The sequence below is a fragment of the Streptomyces sp. NPDC088817 genome (assembly GCF_044750345.1).
GTDB lineage: Bacteria > Actinomycetota > Actinomycetes > Streptomycetales > Streptomycetaceae > Streptomyces.
Genome location: NZ_JBIVJN010000002.1, coordinates 508,476 through 534,452 on the forward strand (window position 1 = coordinate 508,476; position 25,977 = coordinate 534,452).

Annotated in this window: 25 protein-coding genes and 2 rRNA genes; 15 read left to right on the forward strand and 12 right to left on the reverse strand. The window is 71.0% G+C overall.

Going from position 1 to position 25,977, the window contains the following annotated elements:
• Positions 1-8 precede the first annotated feature (8 nt).
• The 3 genes from ACIP4X_RS06060 to ACIP4X_RS06070 are packed head-to-tail and all read left to right on the forward strand — an operon-like array spanning position 9 to position 3,905.
• Positions 9-2,408, forward strand: coding sequence for an RNA degradosome polyphosphate kinase (locus ACIP4X_RS06060; RefSeq protein WP_391454384.1), 2,400 nt, complete (start codon positions 9-11; stop codon positions 2,406-2,408).
• On the forward strand, positions 2,389-3,459 hold the full coding sequence (locus ACIP4X_RS06065) for a CHAD domain-containing protein (RefSeq protein ID WP_358730689.1): 1,071 nt from the start codon (positions 2,389-2,391) through the stop codon (positions 3,457-3,459). Before ACIP4X_RS06060 ends, ACIP4X_RS06065 begins: the two co-directional genes overlap by 20 nt.
• Positions 3,460-3,476: 17 nt before the next feature.
• A complete protein-coding gene (locus ACIP4X_RS06070; RefSeq protein ID WP_391454387.1) occupies positions 3,477-3,905 on the forward strand; it encodes an NUDIX domain-containing protein in 429 nt (142 codons plus the stop codon).
• Between the two features lie 15 nt (positions 3,906-3,920).
• On the opposite strand, the gene ACIP4X_RS06075 is transcribed toward ACIP4X_RS06070, so the two are convergent.
• Entirely contained in the window at positions 3,921-4,112 is a 192-nt protein-coding gene (locus ACIP4X_RS06075; RefSeq protein WP_358731020.1) for a hypothetical protein, read from the reverse strand.
• A 227-nt stretch (positions 4,113-4,339) separates the two neighbouring features.
• Between ACIP4X_RS06075 and ACIP4X_RS06080 the strand changes: the two genes are divergently transcribed.
• Entirely contained in the window at positions 4,340-5,137 is a 798-nt protein-coding gene (locus ACIP4X_RS06080) for a hypothetical protein (RefSeq protein ID WP_358730685.1), read from the forward strand.
• 120 nt (positions 5,138-5,257) lie between these two features.
• A complete protein-coding gene (locus ACIP4X_RS06085; RefSeq protein WP_358730684.1) occupies positions 5,258-5,470 on the forward strand; it encodes a hypothetical protein in 213 nt (70 codons plus the stop codon).
• A gap of 3 nt (positions 5,471-5,473) precedes the next feature.
• Here the strand turns inward: ACIP4X_RS06085 and ACIP4X_RS06090 are convergent, their stop codons facing one another.
• Positions 5,474-5,827 carry a metal-sensitive transcriptional regulator gene (locus ACIP4X_RS06090; RefSeq protein ID WP_358730682.1) on the reverse strand — a complete coding sequence of 118 codons (354 nt, stop codon included), beginning with the start codon at positions 5,825-5,827 and terminating at the stop codon, positions 5,474-5,476.
• A 215-nt stretch (positions 5,828-6,042) separates the two neighbouring features.
• Between ACIP4X_RS06090 and ACIP4X_RS06095 the strand changes: the two genes are divergently transcribed.
• Genes ACIP4X_RS06095 through ACIP4X_RS06105 form a run of 3 tightly spaced genes read left to right on the forward strand, consistent with a single transcriptional unit; the run spans position 6,043 to position 7,901 of the window.
• Positions 6,043-6,663, forward strand: coding sequence for a DUF47 domain-containing protein (locus ACIP4X_RS06095; RefSeq protein WP_031154207.1), 621 nt, complete (start codon positions 6,043-6,045; stop codon positions 6,661-6,663).
• 7 nt (positions 6,664-6,670) lie between these two features.
• Complete coding sequence (locus ACIP4X_RS06100) at positions 6,671-7,669, forward strand: inorganic phosphate transporter (RefSeq protein WP_358730680.1); 999 nt, start codon at positions 6,671-6,673, stop codon at positions 7,667-7,669.
• A gap of 31 nt (positions 7,670-7,700) precedes the next feature.
• The gene (locus tag ACIP4X_RS06105) at positions 7,701-7,901 is read left to right on the forward strand and encodes a DUF5988 family protein (protein ID WP_100569122.1); all 201 of its coding nucleotides are present in this window, start codon (positions 7,701-7,703) and stop codon (positions 7,899-7,901) included.
• Between the two features lie 157 nt (positions 7,902-8,058).
• Here the strand turns inward: ACIP4X_RS06105 and pstB are convergent, their stop codons facing one another.
• From pstB to pstS, 4 genes are all read right to left on the reverse strand, one after another.
• A complete protein-coding gene (gene pstB, locus ACIP4X_RS06110) occupies positions 8,059-8,835 on the reverse strand; it encodes a phosphate ABC transporter ATP-binding protein PstB (protein WP_100569123.1) in 777 nt (258 codons plus the stop codon).
• A 65-nt stretch (positions 8,836-8,900) separates the two neighbouring features.
• Entirely contained in the window at positions 8,901-9,953 is a 1,053-nt protein-coding gene (gene pstA / locus ACIP4X_RS06115; RefSeq protein ID WP_358730677.1) for a phosphate ABC transporter permease PstA, read from the reverse strand.
• Positions 9,950-10,957 carry a phosphate ABC transporter permease subunit PstC gene (pstC, locus tag ACIP4X_RS06120; protein ID WP_358730675.1) on the reverse strand — a complete coding sequence of 336 codons (1,008 nt, stop codon included), beginning with the start codon at positions 10,955-10,957 and terminating at the stop codon, positions 9,950-9,952. Before pstC ends, pstA begins: the two co-directional genes overlap by 4 nt.
• A gap of 103 nt (positions 10,958-11,060) precedes the next feature.
• Positions 11,061-12,188, reverse strand: coding sequence for a phosphate ABC transporter substrate-binding protein PstS (pstS, locus tag ACIP4X_RS06125; protein ID WP_358730673.1), 1,128 nt, complete (start codon positions 12,186-12,188; stop codon positions 11,061-11,063).
• Positions 12,189-12,615: 427 nt separating this feature from the next.
• On the opposite strand from pstS, the gene ACIP4X_RS06130 reads away from it, so the two are divergent.
• Positions 12,616-14,193: an FAD-binding protein gene (locus tag ACIP4X_RS06130; RefSeq protein ID WP_391454393.1), complete on the forward strand. Its 1,578-nt coding sequence runs from the start codon at positions 12,616-12,618 to the stop codon at positions 14,191-14,193.
• 132 nt (positions 14,194-14,325) lie between these two features.
• Here the strand turns inward: ACIP4X_RS06130 and ACIP4X_RS06135 are convergent, their stop codons facing one another.
• The 3 genes from ACIP4X_RS06135 to ACIP4X_RS06145 form a co-directional block, all read right to left on the reverse strand.
• Positions 14,326-15,033, reverse strand: a complete 708-nt coding sequence (locus ACIP4X_RS06135; protein WP_391454395.1) for a phosphatase PAP2 family protein — start codon at positions 15,031-15,033, stop codon at positions 14,326-14,328.
• Between the two features lie 249 nt (positions 15,034-15,282).
• Positions 15,283-16,290 (reverse strand): NlpC/P60 family protein, encoded by a 1,008-nt coding sequence (locus tag ACIP4X_RS06140; protein ID WP_391454397.1) that lies wholly within the window; start codon positions 16,288-16,290, stop codon positions 15,283-15,285.
• 159 nt (positions 16,291-16,449) lie between these two features.
• Positions 16,450-17,301 (reverse strand): trypsin-like peptidase domain-containing protein, encoded by an 852-nt coding sequence (locus ACIP4X_RS06145; protein ID WP_391454399.1) that lies wholly within the window; start codon positions 17,299-17,301, stop codon positions 16,450-16,452.
• Positions 17,302-17,747: 446 nt separating this feature from the next.
• On the opposite strand from ACIP4X_RS06145, the gene ACIP4X_RS06150 reads away from it, so the two are divergent.
• From ACIP4X_RS06150 to ACIP4X_RS06175, 6 genes are all read left to right on the forward strand, one after another.
• Positions 17,748-18,056: a hypothetical protein gene (locus ACIP4X_RS06150; protein ID WP_009189392.1), complete on the forward strand. Its 309-nt coding sequence runs from the start codon at positions 17,748-17,750 to the stop codon at positions 18,054-18,056.
• A gap of 225 nt (positions 18,057-18,281) precedes the next feature.
• Positions 18,282-19,130, forward strand: a complete 849-nt coding sequence (locus ACIP4X_RS06155) for a hypothetical protein (RefSeq protein WP_391454402.1) — start codon at positions 18,282-18,284, stop codon at positions 19,128-19,130.
• The gene (locus tag ACIP4X_RS06160) at positions 19,120-20,445 is read left to right on the forward strand and encodes a hypothetical protein (protein WP_391454404.1); all 1,326 of its coding nucleotides are present in this window, start codon (positions 19,120-19,122) and stop codon (positions 20,443-20,445) included. The genes ACIP4X_RS06155 and ACIP4X_RS06160 overlap by 11 nt, the downstream gene beginning before the upstream one ends.
• A complete protein-coding gene (locus ACIP4X_RS06165) occupies positions 20,442-22,001 on the forward strand; it encodes an SCO6880 family protein (protein ID WP_391454406.1) in 1,560 nt (519 codons plus the stop codon). Before ACIP4X_RS06160 ends, ACIP4X_RS06165 begins: the two co-directional genes overlap by 4 nt.
• A gap of 14 nt (positions 22,002-22,015) precedes the next feature.
• A complete protein-coding gene (locus tag ACIP4X_RS06170) occupies positions 22,016-23,440 on the forward strand; it encodes an ATP-binding protein (RefSeq protein ID WP_358730659.1) in 1,425 nt (474 codons plus the stop codon).
• Between the two features lie 13 nt (positions 23,441-23,453).
• Entirely contained in the window at positions 23,454-25,037 is a 1,584-nt protein-coding gene (locus ACIP4X_RS06175; protein WP_391454408.1) for a TraM recognition domain-containing protein, read from the forward strand.
• Between the two features lie 27 nt (positions 25,038-25,064).
• On the opposite strand, the gene ACIP4X_RS06180 is transcribed toward ACIP4X_RS06175, so the two are convergent.
• The 3 genes from ACIP4X_RS06180 to ACIP4X_RS06190 all read right to left on the reverse strand — a co-directional run.
• Positions 25,065-25,631: a GNAT family N-acetyltransferase gene (locus ACIP4X_RS06180; protein WP_391454410.1), complete on the reverse strand. Its 567-nt coding sequence runs from the start codon at positions 25,629-25,631 to the stop codon at positions 25,065-25,067.
• A 70-nt stretch (positions 25,632-25,701) separates the two neighbouring features.
• A 5S ribosomal RNA gene (gene rrf / locus ACIP4X_RS06185) occupies positions 25,702-25,818 on the reverse strand.
• 86 nt (positions 25,819-25,904) lie between these two features.
• Positions 25,905-25,977 (reverse strand): 23S ribosomal RNA (locus ACIP4X_RS06190); the annotation flags it as partial.

Genomic DNA, 25,977 nt, shown 5'->3' on the forward strand with positions numbered 1-25,977 from the left:
CTCGGGCGGTGAAGCCCGCCGCGCCAGAGCCCGAGCCGCCCCGGGAGGCGACCGCCGCCGCGCTCCCGCGCGTGCCGTTCGACGCGCCTGTCCCGCCGCAGGCGCGGAAGAATAGGTTCATGAGGCAGCCAGACACCCAGGCAGCGCAGACCCCGCCGGCTCCCGCCGACCACGTGGGAGGCCTCGCGGGCCCCGCCACCGCACAGAACCCGCAGCCCTCCGTGGGCTCCATCGCCGCGCACCGCCCGCACACCGTGGCGGCCACGGTCTCCGACCTGGAACCGGACATCGACGCGGACCTCGACGGTTACGTGGAGACGCCGGCCGAGGGGGAGCTGCTGCCGCAGGGCCGTTTCCTGGACCGGGAGCGCAGCTGGCTCGCCTTCAACGAGCGCGTCCTCGAACTCGCCGAGGACCCCAACACCCCCCTGCTGGAACGCGCGAACTTCCTCGCGATCTTCGCCAGCAACCTGGACGAGTTCTTCATGGTCCGGGTCGCGGGACTGAAGCGCCGCATCGCCACCGGCGTGGCCACCCGGTCCGCCTCCGGACTGCAGCCGCGCGAGGTGCTGGAGATGATCTGGGCCCGCTCGCGCGAGCTCATGGCCCGGCACGCCGCCTGCTACCACGAGGACGTCGCCCCCGCGCTCGCGGAGGAGGGCATCCACCTGGTCCGCTGGAGCGAGCTCACGGAGAAGGAGCAGGCCCGCCTGTTCACGCTGTTCAGGCACCGCATCTTCCCCGTGCTGACCCCCCTGGCGGTCGACCCCGCGCACCCCTTCCCGTACATCTCCGGCCTGTCCCTGAACCTGGCCGTCGTCGTACGCAACCCGGTCACCGGCCACCGCCACTTCGCCCGGGTCAAGGTGCCGCCGCTGCTGTCCCGCTTCCTGGAGAGCTCCCCGGGCCGCTACGTCCCCCTGGAGGACGTCATCGCGGCCCATCTGGAGGAGCTGTTCCCGGGCATGGAGGTGCTGGAGCACCACACCTTCCGGCTCACCCGCAACGAGGACCTCGAGGTCGAGGAGGACGACGCGGAGAACCTGCTCCAGGCCCTGGAGAAGGAGCTCATGCGGCGCCGCTTCGGACCGCCGGTGCGCCTGGAGGTCGAGGAGTCCATCGACCGCGAGGTGCTCGATCTGCTGGTGCGCGAGCTGAAGATCAGCGAAGCCGAGGTCTACCCGCTGCCCGGCCCCCTGGACCTCACCGGCCTCTTCCGCATCCACAGCCTCGACCGGCCCGAGCTGAAGTACCCGAAGTTCGTCGCCGGCACCCACCGGGACCTGGCGGAGGTGGAGTCCGCCACGCCGCCCGACATCTTCACCGCCCTGCGCAGCCGGGACGTGCTCCTGCACCACCCCTACGACTCCTTCTCGACCTCCGTGCAGGCCTTCCTCGAACAGGCCGCCGCCGACCCGGACGTCCTCGCGATCAAGCAGACCCTGTACCGGACCTCCGGCGACTCCCCCATAGTCGACGCGCTCATCGACGCCGCCGAGTCCGGCAAGCAGGTCCTCGTCCTGGTCGAGATCAAGGCCCGCTTCGACGAGCACGCCAACATCAAGTGGGCGCGCAAGCTGGAGGAGGCCGGCTGCCACGTCGTCTACGGACTGGTCGGCCTGAAGACCCACTGCAAGCTGTCCCTGGTGGTGCGCCAGGAGGGCGACGACACCCTGCGGCGCTACAGCCACGTCGGCACCGGCAACTACCACCCGAAGACCGCCCGCCTCTACGAGGACCTCGGCCTGCTCACCGCCGACCCGCAGGTCGGCGCGGACCTGTCCGACCTGTTCAACCGCCTCTCCGGCTACTCCCGCCGCGAGACCTACCGCCGGCTCCTCGTCGCCCCCAAGTCCCTGCGCGACGGGCTGATCTCCCGCATCAACAAGGAGATCCAGCACCACCGCGCCGGACGCCCCGCCGTCATCCGCATCAAGGTGAACTCGATGGTCGACGAGGCGGTCGTCGACGCGCTCTACCGTGCCTCCCAGGCCGGCGTCCCGGTCGACGTGTGGGTGCGCGGCATCTGCGCCCTGCGCCCTGGCGTGCCCGGCCTGTCGGAGAACATCCGCGTCCACTCGATCCTCGGCCGCTTCCTCGAACACTCACGGGTCTTCGTCTTCGGCAACGGCGGCGAGTCCGAGGTGTGGATCGGCAGCGCCGACATGATGCACCGCAACCTCGACCGCCGTATCGAGGCCCTGGTCCGGGTCACCGACCCGGCCCACCGGGCAGCCCTCAACCGGCTGCTGGAGACCGGCATGTCCGACACCACCTCCTCCTGGCATCTCGGCCCGGACGGCGAGTGGACCCGGTACGCGACCGACTCGGACGGCCAGCCCCTGCGCAACATCCAGGAGATGCTCATAGACGCCCGGAGGCGCCGGCGTGGCACAGCAACACCTTGACCCGACGGACTCCACGGCCGGGAGCCCCCCGGGGCTGCCGACCGCGCCGGAGCCGGGCGGTGCCCCCACCGCCGAAGCCCTCGCGTGCTATCTGCGGGCCCAGGCCACGGAGTTCCTGCGTGCGCTGCGCCTGCACCGCGAGACCGGCGGCGCGGGGCACGGCACGGAGGAGTCCGTCGACGCCGCGCGCGCCCTGCGCCGCTCGGCCCGCCGCATCAGCGGCACCGCGCACACCTTCCGCCCCCTGCTCGACGAGACCTGGTCGGCTGAACTGTGCCCGGAACTGGCCTGGCTGTCCGGCACCCTGGCCCGTGAACACGCCTGCCAGGCCTGCCTGGAGCGGCTGCTGCTCGCCCTGCACCGGCTCTCCGGCACCGCGGTCCTCCCGGCCCAGCCCACCGAGGAGGCCGCGGGCGGCCGAACGGACCGCGGCAACCTCACCGTGGGCGCGGCGAAGGCGGGCGCCCTGCTGGAGCGCCAGCTCACCCTGGCCCGGACCCGGGCGCACTCGACCGCCCTCCAGGCGCTGGGCTCGGCGCGCTTCCACGCCGTCGCGGACAAGGTGGCCGTCCTCGCCAGCGACGTCCCCCTCGCCCCCGGGGCCGCCATGGACCTGACGCCCCTGGCCGCCGCCGCCCGGGAGCGCCTGACGGACGCCGTCGCCGCCCTCCCGCTCGTCACCGCGGGCAGCCCGTACAACGCGGAGGCCCTGATCCACGGCCTCTCCCCGGACCCGGCCCCGCACCCGCAGGACGCCCCCTGGCACCAGGTCCGCCTGCTGCTGCGCCTGCACCGGTACGCGCGCGAGGTCCTCGACGGGACCGACTCCTCCGCGCACGTACGGCTGTCGGCGGCCGGGCAGGCCCTCGACCGGCACCGCGACGCCTCGGAGGCGGCGGCCGCCGCGGCCTCGGCGGCCCGCACGCCGCGCATCGCCCCGGCGACGGCGTACGCGCTCGGCGTGCTGCACGCCGACCAGCGCCATGAGGTGGAGGCGGCCAGGTTCGCCTTCCAGCAGGCGTGGCAGAAGCAGGCCGTGGGCGCCGGCTGACAGGACGGGGAGCACCGGTGACCGATCCCGAGCCGAACGGCACGCCCGTCCTGGCGGCGGGCTGCGTGCTGTGGCGCCGCTCGCCGCTGGACGGCACGCTGCGGCTGTGCCTGGTCCACCGGCCGAAGTACGACGACTGGTCCCACCCCAAGGGCAAGCTCAAGCGCGGCGAGGACCCGCTCGCGGGCGCCGTCCGCGAGGTGGCGGAGGAGACGGGCTACACCGCCGTTCCCGGCGCCGAGCTGTCCACCGTGACCTACATGGCGGGCGGCCGGCCCAAGCAGGTCCGCTACTGGGCCGCCGAGGCCGCGGCGGGCGTCTTCACCCCCAACAAGGAGGTGGACCGCATTCTGTGGCTGCCGCCTGCGGAGGCCCGGAAGCGGCTGACCCAGTTCCGCGACCGCGAGCTGCTCGACGAACTGACGGCGGCGCTGCGCCTCGGCTGAGCGTGCCGGTGCCGGTCAGGCGCCGCCCTCGTGCCCCAGCGCGTCCGCGCGGGCCAGGCTGCGGGCCCGGCGGGCCGGCCCGCGCCAGCCGCAGGTGCAGCGGGCCAGGCAGAAACGGCCCTGTTCGACTGTCGCCGCGCGGTGTCCCACGGCGTCCCGGTTCCTGCGGTCCTCCTGGACGGGGCTCAGGCCCTCATGCTGCACCACGACGACAAACGTAGCCACGCCAGGTGAACGGGACGTTACGGCCGCCTGTGGATCGGGTGCGTGCGTGACGGGGGCCACCCACTCGTCGTTGACGGGACAACAAGGGCCCGTGACGGACGTAGCAGCTGGGGGTTGGCAGGGCGATGGCGGTGCGGCGGCGGCTGGGTGTCCCTCCTGCTCGTGCCCGGTTGGGGCCGGGCGGCGCGCGGAGGGGGACGGGCGGCGCGGTGCTCGCGGCGGCCGTCCTGGCCGGCGCGTGCGCCACCGGATGCTCGGGCGGCGCGGACGCCGAGGACGCGCGTGCCGCGACCGATCCGGTGCAGGCCCTGCGCCAGGCGCCGGACGCGCTGCTGGAGGCGGGCAGCGCGCAGACCCGTACGTCGATGGAGATGGCCACCGGCGGGACCCGGGTGACGATCCGCGGCGAGGGCGGCTACGACTTCCGCGGACAGCGCGGGCAGCTGACGCTGGTGCTGCCGCAGGACCCGGCCGGGGCCACCGAGCACGTGCCGCTCACCGAGCTCCTCGCTCCGGGCGCGCTGTACATGAAGCACCGGGGAGCGGGCGTGCCGGCCGACAAGTGGGTGCGGGTGGACACGGCCACGCTCGTCGACGGCAACCTGGTCACCGGCGGGGCCACCGACCCGTTCGCCGCCGCCGAGGTGCTGCGCGGCACCCGCACGGCGACGTACGTGGACCGGACGGAGGTCGCAGGGGTCCCGGTGCGGCACTACCGGGGCACGGCCGATCTCGTCCTGGCGGCGAAGAACGCCACGGCGGCCGACGAGGCGGCGCTGAACGCGGCGGCGAAAGGGTTCGCCACGGCCTCGGTCCCGTTCGACGCCTACCTCGACGACCAGGGCCGCATCCGCAAGCTCCGGCAGCGCTTCGCCTTCGTCAACGGGCAGCTCGGCAGCACCGTCGCCGTCTTCTCCACGACCCTGCTGTACGCCTTCGGCACCCCGGTGACCGTGACGCTTCCAAGGCCGCAGGACATCTACACCGGGCGGATCGCCGAGTCGTGAGCCGGGCCGGGACCCGAATGGTCCGGGAAAATGACCGGCGAACTAGCCCTTTGGTGCCATGCGCCGCACACGGGCCGCTCCCTACCCTGGGAGCCGGCAGCGGCAGACGGCAGAGAAGAGGTGACGCACGTGGCTCCGCTCGGCGGTACGGCGGTCCAGGACCACGTGGCCCTCGCCGAGATAGAGCTGTGCGGGGAGCTGATCATCGCGGCCTCGGCGGCCGAGGAGCGGCTCAGCCTGGAGAGCATCGACGAGGTGCTGCGGGTGGCCGAGGAGCGCGAGGCCGGCACGGTCCGCAGAGCGCCGGGCATCCGCCGGCCTCCCGGCCGGTGAGCCTCAGGTGCGCAGCAGCCGTCCGATCGCCTTCGTGGCCTCCTCCACCTTCGCGTCGATCTCCGACCCGCCCTTGAGGGCCGCGTCGGCGACGCAGTGCCGCAGGTGTTCCTCCAGCAGCTGCAGGGCGAAGGACTGCAGTGCCTTCGTGGAGGCGGACACCTGGGTGAGTATGTCGATGCAGTAGACGTCCTCGTCGACCATCCGCTGGAGTCCGCGGATCTGGCCCTCGATCCGGCGGAGCCGCTTGAGGTGCTCGTCCTTCTGCTTGTGGTAACCGTGCGTGACGGGCTCGTGCCCGGTGATTCCGCTCACGTTCTCGGAGGGCGCCGCCGCGCCGGCCTCGGTGGTCGTCATCGCGTCCTCGCTCCCGTAAATCTCGGCACACACCGAGGAGACATACCCCTGGCGGGTATATCGTAACGAATTCCGCCGGGTACCGGCAGCCTTGGCATGCCCCCGTGCGGAGCAGGGCAGGTCATGGGCGACACTGGGGGACAGCCCCTTAGCCGTGGCCGGATGATGCGCTTACCATCACCCTGACCCCAACCGAAGCACCCCGAGGAACACACGTGCGCTTTCGTCTGACCCCCAGGGAGACGAGCTTCTACGACATGTTCGCCGCATCCGCGGACAACATCGTCACGGGCTCGAAACTCCTGATGGAACTGCTCGGGGCGGACACCTCCGCCCGGGCCGAGATCGCAGAGCGTATGCGGGCCGCGGAACACGCTGGTGACGACGCCACACATGCGATCTTCCACCAGCTGAACTCCTCGTTCATCACGCCCTTCGACCGCGAGGACATCTACTCCCTCGCGTCGTCCCTCGACGACATCATGGACTTCATGGAGGAGGCCGTCGACCTGGTCGTCCTCTACAACGTCGAGGAACTGCCCAAGGGCGTCGAGCAGCAGATCGAGGTTCTGGCCCGGGCGGCGGAGCTGACGGCCGAGGCGATGCCGCACCTGCGGACCATGGACAACCTCACCGAGTACTGGATCGAGGTGAACCGCCTGGAGAACCAGGCGGACCAGATCCACCGCAAGCTGCTCGCGCACCTGTTCAACGGCAAGTACGACGCGATCGAGGTGCTGAAGCTCAAGCAGATCGTGGACGTGCTGGAGGAGGCCGCGGACGCCTTCGAGCACGTGGCGAACACGGTGGAGACCATCGCGGTCAAGGAGTCCTGAGGCGTCCATGGACACCTTCGCTCTGATCCTGACCGTCCTGGTCGCTCTCGGCTTCGCCTACACCAACGGCTTCCACGACTCCGCCAACGCCATCGCGACCTCCGTGTCGACCCGGGCGCTCACCCCGCGCGCCGCGCTGGCCATGGCCGCCGCGATGAACCTCCTCGGCGCCTTCCTCGGCAGCGGGGTCGCCAAGACCGTCAGCGAGGGCCTGATCCAGACGCCCACCGGCGGCAAGGGGATGGGCATCCTCTTCTCGGCCCTCCTCGGGGCCATCGTCTGGAACCTGATCACCTGGTACTTCGGCCTTCCCTCGTCCTCCTCGCACGCGCTGTTCGGCGGCATGGTGGGCGCGGCCCTCGCGGGCGGTACGACGGTGTACTGGTCCGGCGTGCTCGACAAGATCGTCACCCCCATGTTCCTGTCCCCGATCGTCGGCCTGATCGTCGGGTACCTGGTGATGACGGCGATCATGTGGCTCTTCCGCAGGACCAACCCGCACAAGGCCAAGCGCGGCTTCCGCATAGCGCAGACGGTGTCGGCGGCGGGCATGGCGCTCGGACACGGCCTCCAGGACGCCCAGAAGACCATGGGTGTCGTGGTGATGGCCCTGGTCATCGCCGACGTCGAGGACTACGGAGACCCGATCCCGGTGTGGGTGAAGCTGGTCTCCGCCCTCATGCTGTCACTGGGCACCTACGCGGGCGGCTGGCGCATCATGCGCACCCTGGGCCGCAAGATCATCGAACTGGACCCGCCGCAGGGTTTCGCCGCCGAGACCACCGGCGCGTCGATCATGTTCGCCACGGCGTACCTCTTCAAGGCGCCGATCTCCACGACCCATGTGATCACCTCGGCGATCATGGGCGTGGGCGCGACAAAGCGGGTCAACGCCGTCCGCTGGGGCGTGGCGAAGAACATCGTCCTCGGCTGGTTCATCACCATGCCGGCCGCGGCGCTCGTGGCGGCCTGCGCCTTCTGGCTGATCAAGCTGGCGTTCCTGTAGCAGCCCGGCCCGGTGTGGTGACACTGGAACCATGACGAGCAAGGCACTCCTCGAAGGCGGGCCGGAGGATCTCGCGGGCACCCTGGTGCCGGTGGTCCCTCCCGGACAGGAACTGAAGATCCCGCACCTCGGGGGATACGAGCACTACAAGGTCACCTCGCGCCACGAGGACAGCAAGGAAGGACAGGTCACCGTCTACCGGTGGTGGGAGCGCACCGAAGTCGCCGAGTGAGCGGCCGGGCGCGCACCCCGGCCGGTGAAAGCGTGCGGGCCCGCCCCCGGGAGCCGGGGGCGGGCCCTTCTGCCACCTCGCGGTGGCACCGCCATGCAGCACCGCGAGGAATCCGGGGGAGGACGAGCTCCAGGGTCTTTCGTTTGGACGAGAGGCCCTAGCCGAAGCGGCCGGAGATGTAGTCCTCGGTCGCCTGCACGGACGGGTTGGAGAAGATCCGCTCGGTCTCGTCGATCTCGATCAGCCGGCCCGGCTTGCCCACGGCCGCCAGGTTGAAGAACGCCGTACGGTCCGAGACGCGGGCCGCCTGCTGCATGTTGTGCGTCACGATGACGATCGTGAAGCGCTCCTTCAGCTCGCCGATCAGGTCCTCGATGGCGAGCGTGGAGATCGGGTCGAGGGCGGAGCAGGGCTCGTCCATGAGCAGCACCTTCGGCTCGACCGCGATGGCGCGGGCGATGCACAGACGCTGCTGCTGACCACCGGACAGGCCCGAGCCGGGCTTGTTCAGGCGGTCCTTGACCTCGTTCCAGAGGTTCGCGCCCTTGAGCGACTTCTCGACGATGTCGCCCAGCTCGCTCTTGCGGTAGTTGCCGTTCAGCCGCAGTCCCGCCGCCACGTTGTCGAAGATCGACATGGTGGGGAACGGGTTCGGGCGCTGGAAGACCATGCCCACCTCGCGGCGCACGGCCACCGGGTCCACCCCGGCGCCGTACAGGTCCTCCTCGTCCAGGAGCACCTTGCCCTCGACGCGGCCGCCCGGGGTGACCTCGTGCATACGGTTGAGGGTGCGCAGGAACGTCGACTTGCCGCAGCCGGAGGGGCCGATGAACGCCGTCACCGAGCGCGGCTCGACCGTCATCGAGATGTCCTCGATCGCCTTGTGGGCGCCGTAGTAGGCGGTGAGCCCGCTCACATCGATTCGCTTGGCCATGACTACTTCACTTCCAAAAGTCCGGGGGTCGCTGACAGGCCCCGCGCGGCAGCAGCCGCAGATCGTTAACGGGGGGCCTTCCAGCGGGCGATGCCGCGGGCCACGAGGTTGAGGATCATCACGAAGGCGATCAGGGTGAGCGAGGCCGCCCACGCACGGTCGTACGCCGCGCCGGAGCCCGCGCTGTTCGTGTACTGCTGGTAGATGTACAGCGGCAGCGAGGACTGGGCCCCCTCGAAGGGGTTCGTGTTGATGAACGGGTTGCCGAAGACCAGCAGCAGCACGGGCGCGGTCTCACCGGCGATACGGGCGATGGCCAGCACGATGCCGGTCGTGATGCCGCCGATGGAGGTCGGCAGGACCACCCGCAGGATCGTGCGCCACTTGGGCACGCCCAGGGCGAGGGACGCCTCCCGCAGCTCGTTGGGCACGAGCTTGAGCATCTCCTCCGTGGAGCGGACCACGACGGGCATCATCAGGATGGCCAGGGCCAGCGAACCGGCGAAGCCGAAGGGCTGCATCTTGAAGATCAGCATCAGGCTGAGGATGAACAGGCCCGCGACGATCGACGGGATGCCGGTCATGACGTCGACGAAGAAGGTCACGGCCCGGGCGAGGTTGCCGCGCCCGTACTCCACCAGGTAGACGGCGGTGAGCACGCCGACCGGCGCGCCGATCAGGGTGGCGAGGCCGACCTGCTCCAGGCTGCCGATGATGGCGTGGTAGATGCCGCCGCCCGGCTCGGTGTCGGCGACCAGGCCCATCGAGTGGGTCAGGAAGTAGCCGTCCAGGACCTTCACACCGCGCTGGACGGTCGTCCAGACCAGGGAGATCAGCGGCACCAGGGCGATCAGGAAGGCGACCCAGACGAGGCTGGTCGCGACCCGGTCCTTGGCCTGGCGGCGGCCCTCGACGCGGGCGGCGACGCCGTAGGTGCCGAGGACGAAGAGGATCGCGGCGATCAGGCCCCACTGGACACGGCTGTGGAGGCCGCCGGCCAGGCCGATGACGACCGCGGCGGCCAGGGAGCCGGCGGCGATGGCCCACGGCGACCACTTGGGCAGACTGGCGCCGCGCAGACTGCTGGAGCGCTTGTCGGCGATGGCTGCGTGGCTCATGCGTTGGCCCCCGAGTAGTCCTTGCGGCGGGCGATGATCAGGCGGGCCGCGCCGTTGACCAGCAGAGTGATGACGAACAGGACCAGGCCGGAGGCGATCAGCGCGTCACGGCCGTACTCGGACGCCTCGCTGAACTTGCTGGCGATGTTCTGGGCGAAGGTGCCGCCGCCGGGGTCGAGCAGGCTGGCCCCGATGGTGAAGGTCGGCGACAGCACGGTGGCGACGGCCATCGTCTCGCCGAGCGCGCGGCCCAGGCCGAGCATCGAGGCGGAGATCACGCCGGAGCGCCCGAAGGGCAGCACCGACATGCGGATGACCTCCCAGCGCGTGGCGCCGAGAGCCAGGGCCGCCTCCTCGTGCATCCGCGGGACCTGGCGGAACACCTCGCGGCTGACGTTGGTGATGATCGGCAGGATCATGATCGCCAGCAGGATGCCGACGGTGAGCAGCGAGCGGGGGGCGCCGCCCTCCCAGGAGAAGACGCCGGTCCAGCCGAGGTAGTCGTTCAGCCAGCCGAACAGGCCGTCAAGGTGCGGGACCAGGACCAGCGCGCCCCACAGACCGAACACGATCGACGGCACGGCGGCGAGCAGGTCGACCACGTACGCGATGGGACCGCTCAGGCGCCGGGGGGCGTAGTGCGTGAGGAAGAGCGCGATGGCGACCGCGACGGGGACGGCGATGACCATGGCGATGATCGAGGAGACCACCGTGCCGAAGGCCAGCACGGCGATGCCGAAGACCGGCGGCTGAAGGCCGGTGTTCCATTCGAAGGTGGTCAGGAAGTTGCCGTGGTCCTTGCTGATCGCCAGGGAGGCACGGTAGGTCAGGAAGACCGCGATCGCGGCCATGACCACCAGCAGCAGGATGCCCGACCCACGGGTGAGACCGAGGAAGATCCGGTCTCCGGGACGGGTGGCACCGCGGGCGGCACGCTTCTGCTCGGCCGCGGTCGGTCGGGGGGAAGGCGCGTCGGCGCCCGTCGTATGCGTTGATATGTCCATCGGGATCTCCGGTCTGCGGAGACGTACGCGGCGTACGGCTCCTGGCGGCGGTGCACCGGAAGGTGCGGCCCGGCCCCGTCAGGGGGGCCGGGCCGCACTGGGATCAGCTCAGGCCGTCGATGGTGGTGCGGACCTTGCCGATGATCGCGTCAGGGATCGGCGCGTAGTCGTTCGCGGTGAGGATGCTCTGACCCTCCTCGCTGGCGATGTAGCGCAGGAACGCCTTGGTGGCCGGCAGGGTGTCGGCCTTGTTGCCCTTGTCGCAGACGATCTCGTACGTGACCAGGACCATCGGGTAGGCACCCTCGGCCTTGGTGTTGTAGTTCAGCTGCAGGGCCATGTCGCTGCCGGTGCCGACGACCTTGGCGTCCGCGATGGCCTTGGTGGCGTTCTCGACGGTGGCCTTGACCGGGGTGGCGGCACCCGTGTTGATGTCGACCGTGGTCATGTCCTTGGCGTACGACAGCTCGAAGTAGCCGATCGCGCCCTCGGTCTGCTTCACCTGCTGGGCCACGCCGGAGGACTGCGGAGCAGCCTGGCCGCCCTTGGCCTGCCAGGCCTTGCCGCCCTCGTACTTCCAGTTCTCGGGGGTGGCGGCCTTCAGGTACTTGGTGAAGTTGTCCGTGGTGCCGGACTCGTCCGAGCGGTGGAACGCCTGGATCTTGAGGTTGGGCAGCTTGGCGTCGGGGTTCAGCTTCTTGATCGCCGCGTCGTCCCAGTTCTTGATCTTGCTGTCGAAGATCTTCGCCAGGGTGGGGGCGTCGAGGACCAGGCTGTCCACGCCCGGGACGTTGTAGCCGACCGCGATCGGGCCGCCGACCATCGGCAGGTCGATGCCCTGACCGCCGTCGGTGCAGACCTTCTGGGAGGCCGTGACCTCTTCGGGCTTCAGCGCCGAGTCGGAGCCGGCGAAGGCGACCTGGCCCTGGGTGAACGCCGTGACGCCGGCGCCGGAGCCGCCGCCCTTGTAGTTGATCTGCACACCACAGGCCTGGCTGAACTGCTTCACCCAGGCGTCGATCGCGTTCTTCTGCGCCGAGGAGCCGTCGGCGAGCAGCTGGCCCTTGGCGTCGTCACACTTGATGGAGCTGTTGGAGGCCGCGGTGCTGCTGTCGCTGCCGGCGTTGTTCTTGCCGGTGTCGTCAGAGCCGCACGCCGTGAGGGCCAGGGCGCCGGAGACGGCGAGTGCGCCGAGAGCGAGTGCCCGCCGGGTCTTGCGCTGAAGCTTCACTTGAGTTCCTTCCAGGAGCCGCCGTCCTGTTCGGCGGCGTGCGAGGTGTGGACGACACCGATGCACCGACCTGCGCATCAGCACCGGGTAAGGCCGAAATTAGGCAGAACAGGTGAAGCCGCCGATGGCCGGAAGTGAACGCGGGGTGAACCCCTGCCGACAGTGCGGTGAGGTCACGGAATGCTTACGTCGAGGCCACGGAAGGAGACATGGCCGGGGCGGGCTCGCCGCCATGGACTCGGGGGTGCGCCGGACACCGGGGAACGCCGCGTTCCCCACCCCGCGGACAGCATCGCACCGGCGGCCCGCGCTCGCGTTTCGGTGACGCCCCGACCGCCGTACTGTGGCAGTCCTGCGGCGCGGTTCCCCGGAACCCTCCGGGCCTCCTCGTCGTCTCGTTCCGCAGGAACGATCAGGAGGTGCGGGCATGGAACGGCGGACTTTCCTGGGGGGTGGCGCGGCAGCGCTCGCCGCGGCCGCGACGAGCGCGTGCAGCGGCGGCACACACGCCCCGGCCGGAGCGGGGGACCGGACGACCGCCACGGAGATGTCGGCGGCCTCCGCGCATACGGCGCCGGGCACCACCGGCACGGCGTCCGCCACCGGCTGGGCCGCGCTCGCCCACTCCCTGCACGGCACCCTGATCCGCCCCGGCGACGCCTCCTGGACGACCGCCAGGCAGCTCTACAACACCCGCTTCGACAACCTCAGGCCCGCCGCGGTCGCCTACGTGGCCAACAACGACGACGTACGGACCGTCCTGTCCTACGCCCGCGCCCACCACCTCCGCGTGGCCATCCGCAACGGCGGCCACTCCTACGGCGGCTGGTCCTCCGGCGACGGCCGGCTGATCATCGACGTCTCCAGGCTCGGCCAGATACGGGCGAGCGGGTCCTCCGCGGTGATCGGCGCCGGCGCCAAGCTCATCGACATCTACCGCACGCTCACCGCGAAGGGCGTCACGATCCCCGGCGGCTCCTGCCCGACCGTGGGCATCTCCGGCCTGGTCCTCGGCGGCGGTCACGGAGTCGTCGCCCGCGCCTACGGCCTGACCTGCGACAGCCTGACCGGGGCCACCCTCATCACCGCGGACGGCAAGCAGCTCAACGCCGACGCCACCGAGAACAAGGACCTGTTCTGGGCGCTGCGCGGCGCGGGCAACGGCAACTTCGGCGTCGTCACCGAACTGCGGTTCAGGACCCACCCCGCCCCCCAGGCCGTGTCGGCGTACCTGACCTGGCCGTGGGCGAGGGCGGCGGCGGTGATGAAGGCCTGGCAGGAGTGGGGACCGGGCCAGCCGGACGAGATCTGGTCCTCGCTGCACCTGGAGAAGGCGGCGGGCGGCACCCCAAGGGTGTCCGTGGCCGCCTTCTCCCTGGGCACCTACGGCGCGCTGCAGAACGCGGTGGACCGCCTGGCCGCGTCGGTCGGCGCCCCGGCGTCGAGCGTGTCGCTCAGGCGCCACTCCTACTGGCAGGCCATGGACGCCTACGCCGGCTGCTCGTCCTTCCCCGTGGAGGCCCAGTGCCACCTGCCGGGCACGACGCCCGGCCGCTCCCCGCAGGGCAGGCTCGGCCGCGAGACCTACGCGGCCCGCTCGGACTTCTTCGACCGCTCCCTGTCCTCGGCCGGCCTGCGGACGCTGGTGGCGCAGCTGCCCTCGGTGCGCGGCGGCGCGGGCAGCATCGCGTTCACCGCGCTCGGCGGGGCGGTCAACCGGGTCTCCCCGACGGCGACGGCCTTCGTCCACCGCCGCTCACGCATGCTGGCCCAGTACGTCGCCTCCTGGCGCCCGGGCACCAGCGGCTCCGCGGCCCAGGCCTGGCTGACCTCGGCGCACGACGCCATGCGGCCCTACGCCTCCGGAGCGGCCTACCAGAACTACAGCGACCCCACCCTCAAGAACTGGCGCACCGCCTACTACGGCGACGCGGCGACCCGCCTGGCCAAGCTGAAGCGGCAGTACGACCCGCAGGACTTCTTCTCCTACCCGCAGGGCCTGTGAGTCCCGGCGCGCCACCCGTGACACCCGGCAGCGGCCGGACGGCACGGCCGGACGGCCGGCCCGGGACCGGACGGCACGGACGGACGGCCGGCCCGGGACCGGACGGCACGGCTGGGCGCCGGGCGCGCTCCGCTACGCCGCCAGGTCCCGGTCCTCCGCCGACGCCCGCTCCCCGGCGGAGCAGCCGGAGACCAGCGCGTCGCCCGTGCCGCCGCCGCGCCGCGCACGCACCAGCCGGCCGCCCCACGCCGACCCCTCGACCGCCTTCATCAGCGGCGTGAGCAGGGCCATGGCCGGCGGGGAGAGCAGCAGCGCGACGGCCGTACCCAGCGCGAACCCGCCGACCACGTCCGTCGGATAGTGCACGCCCAGGTAGACCCGGCAGAACCCCTCGAACAGCGCCAGCGCGATCCCTGCCAGGCCGAAGCGCCGGTCGACGACGAACAGCGCGACCGCCATCGCCATGGTGATCGTCGCGTGATCGCTCACGAAGGAGTAGTCGGTCTTGCCGGGCACCAGGACATCCAGCCCCCGATGGTCAAGGAAGGGCCGGGGCCGCTGCACGAAATCCCTTATCGGCACGTTCACGAGCACCGCGAGGCCGGCCGCCAGCGGCGCCCACACCAGCGCGGCCACGGCGGACGCCGCCCCCTCGCCGTCCCTGCGCCGCACGGACCACCAGCACGCCAGCACGAGCAGCACCATGGCGAGCAGCAGCCCGTACTCACCGACGTACTCCATGACCCGGTCGAACCAGCGCGGGGCGTTCCTGGCCAGGCTGTTGATGTCGTAGAGCAGGTCGACGTCGGGGTTCGACCCGGATTCGGCGAGTCCAGCCATCCTGCTGCGGCCCCTTCGTCGTGTCGTCGCGGGCGCACCCGGCGTGCGCCGCTCCAGCCCACCCCCGTGGTCGTAGATCCGCTTCCGCTGCACGCGCGCAGGGTCCGCACGCCACCGGACATCCACTTGGCTACGTCATCAGCAACGCACGACCCCGATCGATGCGTTCCGCACTCCACCGAACGATCACGCAGACGTTATCGAAGAGAGACTCGTCGCCGCAGCTCAGGGAGGTGGCTCACCCTCCGCTCACACCGCGGAGGGGAGTGCTTTCGCGCCATCCTCGGTGACCCTGGTGGCCCCGAAGTAGTCGGGTGTGTCGATGGGGTCGAAGCGGATCACGGCGCCCGTTCTCGGCGCGTCGATCATGTACCCGCCGCCGACGTAGATGCCGACGTGCCGGATGGCCCGCGAGTCGGTCAGGTCGTCGGAGAAGAACACCAGGTCACCCGGCAGGAGTTCGTCCCGCCTGGGATGCGGCCCGGCGTTGTACTGGTCGTTGGCGACCCGCGGCAGCGTGACCCCCGTGCTCTCGTAGGCGGCCTTGGTCAGGCCCGAGCAGTCGAACCGTCCGCCCTGCTCAGGGGTGCCGTTCCCGCCCCACAGATAGAGCGTGCCCAGCTTGCTCTGCGCGTACGTGATGGCCGCCGCGGCCTGCCGGGAGGGGTCGACGCGGGAGACGGGGGCGGCGAAGCTCTTCTCCAGGGTCGTGATCGTCTTCACGTAGTTCTGCGTCTCGGCGTACGGCGGCACGCCACCGTAGTTGATGACCGCGTAGGCCCCCGCGTTGTAGGCCGCGAGCATGTTGTGCGTGATGTCGCCCGGCACGTCCTTGACGTAGGAGGCGAGTTCGCAGTCGTAGGACGCGGCCGACGGGATCGCGTCGTTCGGGTTCCAGACGTCCGCCTTCCCGTCGCCGTCGCCGTCGATGCCGTGCGTGGCCCAGGTGCTCGGGATGAACTGCGCTATCCCCTGCGCCGCGGCGGGGCTCCTGGCGTTCGGGTTGAACCCGCTCTCCTGGTACAACTGGGCCGCGAGCAGGGCCGGGTTGATCGCGGAGCAGAGATTGCCCCACCTCTGCACGAGGGTCTGGTACGCGGCCGGCACGGCGCCCTTGGCGAGCCCCACGGACCCGCCGCCCGCCCCGCCCGCGATGTTCCCCGCGGCGACGTACACGCCGACGACGAGCAGGGCGACGAAGCTGAGCCCGGAGGCGACGGCGGCGACCGCCACGATCCATGCCTTACGCACCGTCAACCGCCCCTCGTCGCACGGGAGTCCGCCGTCGACAGTGTAGAGGCGCCGGCACCGCTTTCCAGGTGATCACACACGGGCGCAGGGCAGCACGGCGGTCGGCCACCGTGCGACCCCGCGGCGAGGGGCGGCGCGGGGTCGGTCAGGGAGGAGCGGGGTCGGTCAGGGAGCCGTGGACGCGTCCTTGTAGAGCTGGGCCGCCGCGGCCCCCAGCACCACGCTGTACGACGTGTCCGCCGTCGAGCCGCCCGCCTCGTGGCCGCCGAGCACGCCGACGACCTCCTGGTCGCCGTTGATCCACGGGCTGCCGCTGGTGCCGCCGGTGAACTCGGGGCAGTCGATGCGCTGCTGGGTGCCGCTGTGGGCCCGCGGCCGGTTGGTGCAGCTGATGGGCACCTCGCGCGAGTCCGGATAACCGGTGAGGGTGACCGCGGTCGCCCCGGTCGCCGCCCCGGTGAGCAAGCGATTCGCGCCGACGGCGTCCTCGACGCCCTTCCCGTCCTGCGGGGCGATGACGGCGAAGGCCATGTCGCTGTCCTCGTCCTGGTGCGCGGTCCAGTCGTCGGGCAGGAAGCGCCGCTTGACCGTCCACACCCCGTAGGGCGCCCGGCCGTCCCGGTACCCCGGCACGAACACCAGGTCGGAGTCCCCGCTCAGGCAGTGGGCGGCGGTGACGACGAGGTCGCGCTGGGGACTGTGCACCACCGAGGCCGTGCAGAAGTGGTTGCCGGCGAGGTCACCGGCCTTGTCCGCGCCGAACAGCGCCCCGACCCGGGCACTCTGCGGGGTCCTCGACGCGACGGCGGTCACCCCGAGCGGTTCGGGCTCGTCGAACGGGCCCACCCCGTGCGGCCCGATCACCCCGAGCGGGCCCGGTCCGTCGTGCGCGGCCGCGACGGAGACCGAGGTCACGGCAAGCAGCACCAGCGTGGCGAACAGCGCCCGCGCACCGACCCGGCGACGCCCGGGACGTGCGCGTTCGGCGAGGCTCTCGTTACCTGAGGTGCGCTTCATCAGGCTCCACTGTGACGGACGGGGATGAGAAACGGACCCCGACTTCCCTGAGATTCTCCTGTGAAACGCCCGTTCATCGTATGACCGGCCTCACACCGCCTCCCCCGGCGCGCCCCGCCCGCCGGGACGCCGCCGCGGGCGACGCGAACGCGGTGCCGGCACGGAGAAGCGTGAGACCATCGGCCACGGACGACCGCTCACCCGACTGGTCGTCAGAACCCTTGCCGACAAGTAAAAAACGACAACGACAGAACCACATCGCAGGTTGCGGTCGGACTTCATTGCCCGGCGTGACCTGCCGTGATACACAGAGTGACCATACGTACGAAACCCACCAGGCAATGCCGTCAAGTCGACATACGGCGGCGTCATTGTCGGCGAGAATGTGCCTGACCTCTGCATGAGGGCAGGGGATGCGGAACTACCCAACAGGGGCGGTGACTTACATGCTCTTTGCGGCCGACAAGGGAGACATCAACACCATCATCGGCGGGATCGCTCCGAACTGGGGCCCCTTCGGCAGCCTGGGCAACGAGGCGAAGGTGATGATCGAGGTGGTGATGGCAGTGGCCATCCTGCTCTGCCTCGGCATCGCCGTCTGGGGCGCCGCCAAGCAGCGCATCGGCGCCACGGCCCTGCGCGACACGTTCAGTGCCGAACAGGGCAAGGGCCTGATCATCGCCGGACTGACGGGCGTGTTCATCATCGGCTCGCTCGGCACGCTCTTCACCATCGTGTACGGCATGGCCGTGTAACCGGCGCATACCCGCGCATGCCGCGCACGGTGCTCCGTGCGCACCGCCGGCCGGACCCTCCGGGCGCGCCCGGTGACCCCGCTGCCCCTACCCACCCACCGTGCCCACCGGCTGAGGTTGCGTTTCCCTGATGTCGAGTCACCACACCGCGTCCACGCGGGAACCAGCACAGCTACCGTCGTACTTCCAGGCATTCCGGTACGAGGTCGAGGGGGCGTACGGGGCATGAGTCGATCGGACGGGCACGGGTACGGCGATTCGGCGCGCGCCGACGACGGGCCGTACGCGGGCGGGCAGACCCGCACCCGGCTCCCGGACCGGCCCGGCGACCCCTACGGCGGCGCGCGGCGCGGCGGCCGCTCGTCCTCGCGCAGCCTGATCACGGTCGTCGCCGTCGTCGTCCTCCTCATCGCCGCGATCGCCTTCGCGAACCGCTCGGGAGGCCGCCCCCCCGCCGCCGGCGGCAAGGCCGACAAACCCAAGGCGGCGGCGACCGCGGCGACCGGCAAGCAGCCGGTCCACACGAAGGCGGACGGAATCCCGTCGGGCTTCGCCCACGACGAACAGGGAGCACAGAGCGCCGCCGCGAACTACGCCGTGGCCCTCGGCTCGACCGACATGTTCAAGAAGGCCACCCGGCACACCCTCCTGGACCTCCTCTACACGCCAGACGCGGCGGCCCGGCTCCAAGGACCCATGGACCAGGCCTACTCGGCGGACTTCCTCGACCGGATGGGCCTGGACGCGGGCGGCAACCCGCCCGCCGGCAGCACGTTCGTCTCACGTGTGGTGCCGGTGGGCACCACCGTGCGGCAGTACAGCGACAGCAGCGCCAGGGTCGCGGTCTGGTACGTGGGACTCATCGGCATGTCCGCGGAGACCTCCACCGACCCGGTCACCTCGTCCTGGAAGACGTGGACGTTCGAACTCCAGTGGTCGAGAGGCGACTGGAAGATCGTCTCCGACTCGCAGAAGACCGGTCCCGCCCCGGTCCCCGGTGACGACAGGGCCGCCACCTCCGACGAGATCCGCAAGGCCACCGAAGAGTACGGAGGGTTCACGTATGCCCGGTAGCAAGCAGCGCCTGCTGGGGCTCACCGGAGCCGTCGCAGCCGTGCAGACGTCGGTCGTGCTGCTGGCCACCCGCGCCGCCGCTGCTCCCTCGCCCAGCCCGACGCCCTCGCCGACGGCGAGCAAGAACAACTGCGACCTCATCTTCGGCGAGGCCAAGAAGTACTGCGAACGCGGCAACGGCACCGGCACCGGCGGTTCCACGGCCCCCGACCCCACTTCCACCCTCGACCCCCTCTCCTCGCTCGCCAAGGGCTGTGCCGACGCCGCTTCGTGGACCGTCACCAAGCTCAGCAAGGCCGTGCAGGAGACCGCTAACGTCGACTTCACCAACCAGAAGTTCCTCCAGCAGTACGCGGTCGTCTTCGCCGCCTCGACCGTGCTCACACTGCTGCTCTGGCTGCTGGCCGTGGCCAAGCGCGCCGTACGCGGCGTACCGCTGTCCACCGCCATCTCCGAGGCCGTCGGCTTCCTCTGGCTGACCGTGCTCGCCTCCGCCTTCACCCCGCTGATCCTCTACACGGTCGTCTCCGCCACCGACGGCGTCTCCGACGTCCTCGCCAAGGCCACCGGCGACCAGGCCGGCTCCTTCTTCGGCACGTTCTCCGCCGCGCTCGGCAAGGGCGAGAACATCGGCGGCGGACCGATCATGCTGATCGTCGTCTCCCTGGTCTCCATCCTCGCCGCCGGCGTGCTCTGGCTGGAGCTCGTCATCCGCGCCGCCCTGCTCTACGTCGGCGCCCTGCTGGGCACCGTCGTCTACGCCGGACTGGTCGACAAGAACCTGTGGGGGCACGTCCGCCGCTGGGCCGGAATCATGATCGCGGTGATCCTGGTGAAGCCGGTCATCGTGATCGTGCTCGGGCTCGCCGGAGCGCTCTCCTCCGGCGACAACGGCCCCGGCGCCTTCTCCGCGGTCGTCTCCGGCCTCGCGATCATCCTGCTGGCCATCTTCGCCAGCGCCATGATCTACCGGTTCGTCCCGGGCTTCGGCGACGAGATCGCCGCCGGCCGCAACAACCGCATCATGCGGGGCGCCGAGGGCAAGGCCGCCGCGGTCATCAGCTCCCCGGCCACCCTGGTCGCGCAGGGCATCAAGACCCACAGCACCCGGGCCGACAGCAACGGCGGCGGCCAGTCGTCCGCCCCCCGCCCGGCCAACCCGGCCTCCGGCGGCGTCGCCGCGCACAGCTCGCGCGACGGCGGCGGATCCGCGCCCGCCACACCCGCTCCCCGCGCACCCAGCCCGGTGAACACCCCCCACGCCGGAAGCACCCGCAACAGCAGCACCAACCGCCCGGGAGGTGAAGGACGTTGACGACCGACTCCCACGTGTCCCACGCGGTCGCGTCCCGCCGTACCTATCTGATCGGCCGCGCCCGGCCGAACGCGATCGTCGGCCGCAACCGCGAGACCGGCGAGATCGCCCTGATCATCGCGGGCGCGTTCATCGGCATGATGTGCGGACTGCTGGTCCCGGTGCTGCCCCTGCGCATCGTCCTGCTGACGGGCTTCCCGCTGCTGGCCCTGGCCGCGGTCTACGTGCCCTACCGGCACCGCACCTTCTACAAGTGGTTCGAGATCAACCGCAGCTACAAACGCACCGTCAAGCGCGGCGCCGCCTACCGCTCCGGCGTGATGGAGGCCGGAACGAGCCTGGACGGCCGCGAGGTCGAGATCGGCCCGCCGCCCGGCATCGGCCGGATCACCTGGCTCGCCGCCCCGTTCGGGCCGGACGAGATCGCCGTACTGCTGCACGCCGACCGCAGGACCGTCACCGCCGCCATCGAGATCGAGGGCCCCGGCGTCGGCCTGCGCGACTCCGAGGACCAGGAAGCCCTCGTCGACCGCTTCGGCACCCTGCTCAAGCACGTGGCCAACGGCGAGGGCTTCGTCACCCGCCTCCAGATGCTCGCCCGCACCCTCCCCGCCGACCCCGACGCCCACGCCAAGGACGTCACCGTACGCGGGGACGAACGGGCACCGCACTGGCTCCAGCAGTCCTACGACCAACTGCAGTCCATGGTGTCCACCAGCAGCGAGCAGCACCGCGCCTACCTCGTCGCCTGCATGCACTACACCCGCGAACTCGCCGCCGAGGCCCACGCCATGGCGCGGGCCGCCCGGCCCCAAGCGGGCCGCAAGCTGGACCGGGACGCCGGACTCGCCGTCGTCATGGCCCGTGAGCTGACCGACATCTGCTCCCGGCTCCAGGAGGCCGACATCCGCGTACGGCAGCCGCTCGGTCAGGGGCGGCTGGCCTCGCTGATCCACTCCATGTACGACCCGGACCACCCGATCGACCACATCCAGGCGATGACCAAGCGCAACGCCTGGCCGGCCGAGCTGGACGCCATGGAGCCGACGTACCTCCAGGCCAAGACCCGCGAGTCGTCGACCCGCGCCCCCTGGTGCCACGCCACCGCCTGGGTCAAGGAATGGCCGATGACCCCGGTCGGCGTGAACTTCCTCGCCCCCCTCCTCGTCCACACCCCGGACGTCATCCGCACCGTCGCCGTCACGATGGACCTCGAGCCCACCGAGGTCGCCATCGAACGCATGCTGACCGAGAAGACCAACGACGTCGCCGAGGCCAGCCGCGCCGCCAAGATGAACCGCACCGTGGACCCGCGCGACGTCGCCGCCCACAGCCGCCTCGACCAGCGCGGCGAGGACCTCGCCAGCGGCGCGGCCGGCGTCAACCTGGTCGGCTGGATCACCGTGTCCTCCCGCTCCCCCGAGTCCCTGGCCCGCGACAAACGGACCATCAGAGCCTCGGCCGGAAAGTCCTACCTGAAACTCGAGTGGTGCGACCGCGAGCACCACCGCGCCTTCGTGAACACGCTCCCGTTCGCCACCGGAATCCGACGGTAGGGGCTGATGCTCTGATGCGGGACCCGCTGACCTCACTCACGGACGCCTTCACGACCTTCCTGTTCGGGAAGGTGGAGACGACCCGACTGCCGGTGAGAACGTCCACGGGCCAGGCCCAGGCGGTCTACCTGCCCACCGCCGCGCCCGGCCTCGGCGACTCGGGCGTCATCATCGGCCGCGAGGTGTACTCCGGCAAGGGCTACATCTACGACCCCTTCCAGCTCTACGGCCAGCAGCTCCCCGCCCCGCACTGGCTGGTCCTCGGCGAGTCCGGCAACGGCAAGTCGGCGCTGGAGAAGACCTACGTGCTGCGCCAGCTCCGCTTCCGCGACCGCCAGGTCGTCGTCCTGGACGCCCAGGGCGAGGACGGGGTGGGCGAGTGGAACCTCATCGCGGAGGAGCTGGGCATAACGCCGATCCGGCTGGACCCGATGGCGGCCCTCGACCACGGCATCCGGCTCAACCCGCTGGACCCCTCCATCACGACCACGGGCCAGCTCGCGCTGCTGCGCACCATCATCGAGGTCGCCATGGGGCACGGCCTGGACGAGCGCTCCGGCTTCGCCCTGAAGGTCGCCCACGCCTACGTCAACGAGACGATCGTGGAACGCCAGCCGGTGCTGTCGGACATCGTCGAGCAACTCCGCCACCCCGAGCCGGAGTCGGCCGAGGCGATGAACGTCGCCATAGACGACGTACGGGCCTGGGGCCTGGACGTGGCGCTGGTCCTGGACCGGCTGGTCGACGGTGATCTGCGCGGCATGTTCGACGGCCCCACCACGGTCGGCATCGACCTGGACGCGCCCCTGATCGTCTTCGACCTGTCCCACATCGACCGCAACTCCATCGCCATGCCGATCCTGATGGCGATCGTCGGCGTGTGGCTGGAGCACACCTGGATCCGCCCCGACCGCAAGAAGCGCATCTTCCTGGTCGAGGAGGCCTGGCACATCATCAACAGCCCGTTCGTGGCCCAGCTGTTCCAGCGGCTGCTGAAGTTCGGCCGCCGCCTCGGTCTGTCGTTCGTGGCGGTCGTCCATCATCTGTCCGACGTGGTGGACGGGGCGGCGGCCAAGGAGGCCGCGGCGATCCTGAAAATGGCCTCCACCAGGACGATCTACGCCCAGAAGGCGGACGAGGCGAGGGCGACGGGACGGGTCCTCGGCCTGCCCAGGTGGGCGGTCGAGATCATCCCGAGCCTGACCCCCGGTATCGCCGTGTGGGACGTCAACGGCAATGTCCAGGTGGTCAAACACCTGGTCACCGAGACCGAACGGCCGCTGGTGTTCACCGACCGCGCCATGACGGAGTCCTCCAGCGACCGCCTCTCCGACGACAGCCTGCGCGCCGCGGAGCTGGAGGCGGAGGAGCGGGCGGCGGCGTTCATGGGACAGCACATCGGCGACCTGGACGGCTCCTCCGAGTCGACGGTGGCCTAGAGGGGACGCGCGCGTGAGACCGGACGACCGCGACCACGGACAGGGCCGCCAGGGCCGTCGGGACGGCCAGGGCGGCGTTCCCGACGGCCTGCTGGTCGGCGTCCTGGCCTTCCTGCTCGGCATGACCCTGCTGGTGTGGACGGCCACCGGCCTCGCCGGCCTGTTCACCCACGGCTCCTGGCCCTCCGGGGTCGCCTTCACCCGTACGCCGCCGGCGATGCGCCACCTCATCACCGACCCGCACGACATCCCCGCCGCCTGGCCGGACACTCCCCCGGACGCGCTGTCGGGCTACGGGCTGTTCTGGGGCCTGTTCATCGGCCAGCTGATGGTGCTGCTCGTCCTGACCGTGTTCGTGATGGGCACGGTGGCCCGCTGGCGAGCCGGCAGGCTGCGCAGACGGGCGGAGAGGACGGCGGCCCGCGAGCGGGCGACGGCGCCGCAACCCCAGGAGGCCCCCGCGCCGGTCCCCCACGAGGTACCCAACCAGCGGACGGCCCCGGGGCCCGGCCGGCCGTCCATGGCCGCCCAACAACCCGGCGAGGCCCCGCAGGAGGCCGCACCGGCGGCCCCGCAGCCCGCGAACCGGGCGGAACCCGCGGCCCCGCTCCCACAGCCCCTCGTGCCCCTCGTGCCCCTCGCCGCCGGCGGCCACGGCGGGCCGACGGGCGCACGGGACACGATCCTGACCGCCCCGCGGGAAGCCCGGCAGACGGCCGCGGCCCAGGCGATCCGGGACGCGGCGGGCCCGGCCCTCGTCATCACGTCGAACCCCGCCCTGTGGCAGGACACGAAGGACTCACGGGCCAAGCTGGGCCCGGTCCTCCTCTACGACCCCGCCCACCTCTGCGACACCCCGGCCCGCCTCCACTGGTCCCCCACGGCGGGCTGCGAGGACAAGGCGACGGCGGCCGCCAGAGCCGCCGCGCTGCTCGCCCCGGTCCGCCCCACCGCCAGGGTGGACCAGGCGACCGGAGACACCGCGGAGACCCTTCTGCGCAGCTTCCTGCACGCCGCCGCCGTCGACGGCCGCGCGATCCGCCACGTCCACCGCTGGGCGCAGGGCACACAGGTGCAGGAGGCCGTGCGGATCCTCCGTACGAACTCCAAGGCCGCCGCCGGTTCGGCCGGCGAGCTGGAGTCCTCGCTCACCTCGTATCCCGAACGCCGCGACATGGCCCAGGAGTTGACCGGTCGCGCGCTGGCCTCACTGGTCACGGTCAACATCCGCGAGGCCTGCACGCCCAACCGAACTGATGCGGTCGCCCTGGATTCCTTCGTGAACGAAGGGGGCACGCTCTATGTGGTCGGCGAATCCCTCGAGGATCCCCGGACCGACCCGGGTGCGATGCCCCTCCTGACGGCACTCGCCTCAAGCGTGGTCGAGCGCGGCCGGCGCATGGCCGAACGGTCATCCTCCGGTCGCCTCGACCCACCACTCACGCTCGTCCTGGACGACGTCGCCGCCGTCGCCCCGCTTCCCCAGCTCCCGGAGCTGCTGGCCACCGGAGCCGGCCAGGGGCTGCCCACACTGGTCCTGCTCCGCTCCCGAGAACAGGCCCGCGCCCGCTGGCCGCACGCCGAGCTCCCGGCGTGACCCGCGGCTCTGCTGTCGCCAGGGCCCTCAGGGGCGTTCGAGGACGTACTCCAGTTCGGACTCGGCCGAGCCGGCCGTCAGCGGCACGCTGACCCCGCTCGGCAGGAACCCGATCCTGCGATAGAAGCGCAGGGCCCGCCCGTTGTCCTCGTGCACGATGAGCCGCACCCGCTCCACGCCGATGTGCCAGGCCCATTGCAGGGCTTCGTCGAAGAGCAATTCGGTCAGTCCGCATCCGCGGTGCTCGGGCCGTACATAGACGCCTACGACGTGCCCCTGCCGCCGCTCGACCGGGAGCCCGGCCCAGTCCGTGGTGCCGGCCTCCTCGACGAGCACGGTCACGCTTCCGACCCACTCGCCGTCCGGGCCCTCCACGATGAACTGCCGAGCGTCGCCCGAGCCCACGGAAGCCCCGGCCGTCCGCTCCTGCCAGAACGAGTCCGGCCTGGCCACGGCGTCGTCGTACGTCTCCAGAAAGGCGAGGTGGGCCACCGGGTCCTGGAGCGCGACCAGCCGCAGCGCCTTCGCGGCGGGCCACTCCTCGGCGCGTACGGCACGGACGACGTACTGCTCGGTGCTGCTCGGGCTGCTCATGGGCCCACGGTAATGCACCAAAAAAGAAAGGGCCCACACCTTTTCGGTGTGGGCCCTTTCATCACAATTTGTTCGGCGGCGTCCTACTCTCCCACAGGGTCCCCCCTGCAGTACCATCGGCGCTGTGAGGCTTAGCTTCCGGGTTCGGAATGTAACCGGGCGTTTCCCTCACGCTATGACCACCGAAACACTATGAAACATTCAACCGCACCATGCGTGACCTGCATGGGGTTGTTCGTGGTTTCAGAACCAACACAGTGGACGCGAGCAACTGAGGACAAGCCCTCGGCCTATTAGTACCGGTCACCTCCACACGTTACCGTGCTTCCAGATCCGGCCTATCAAC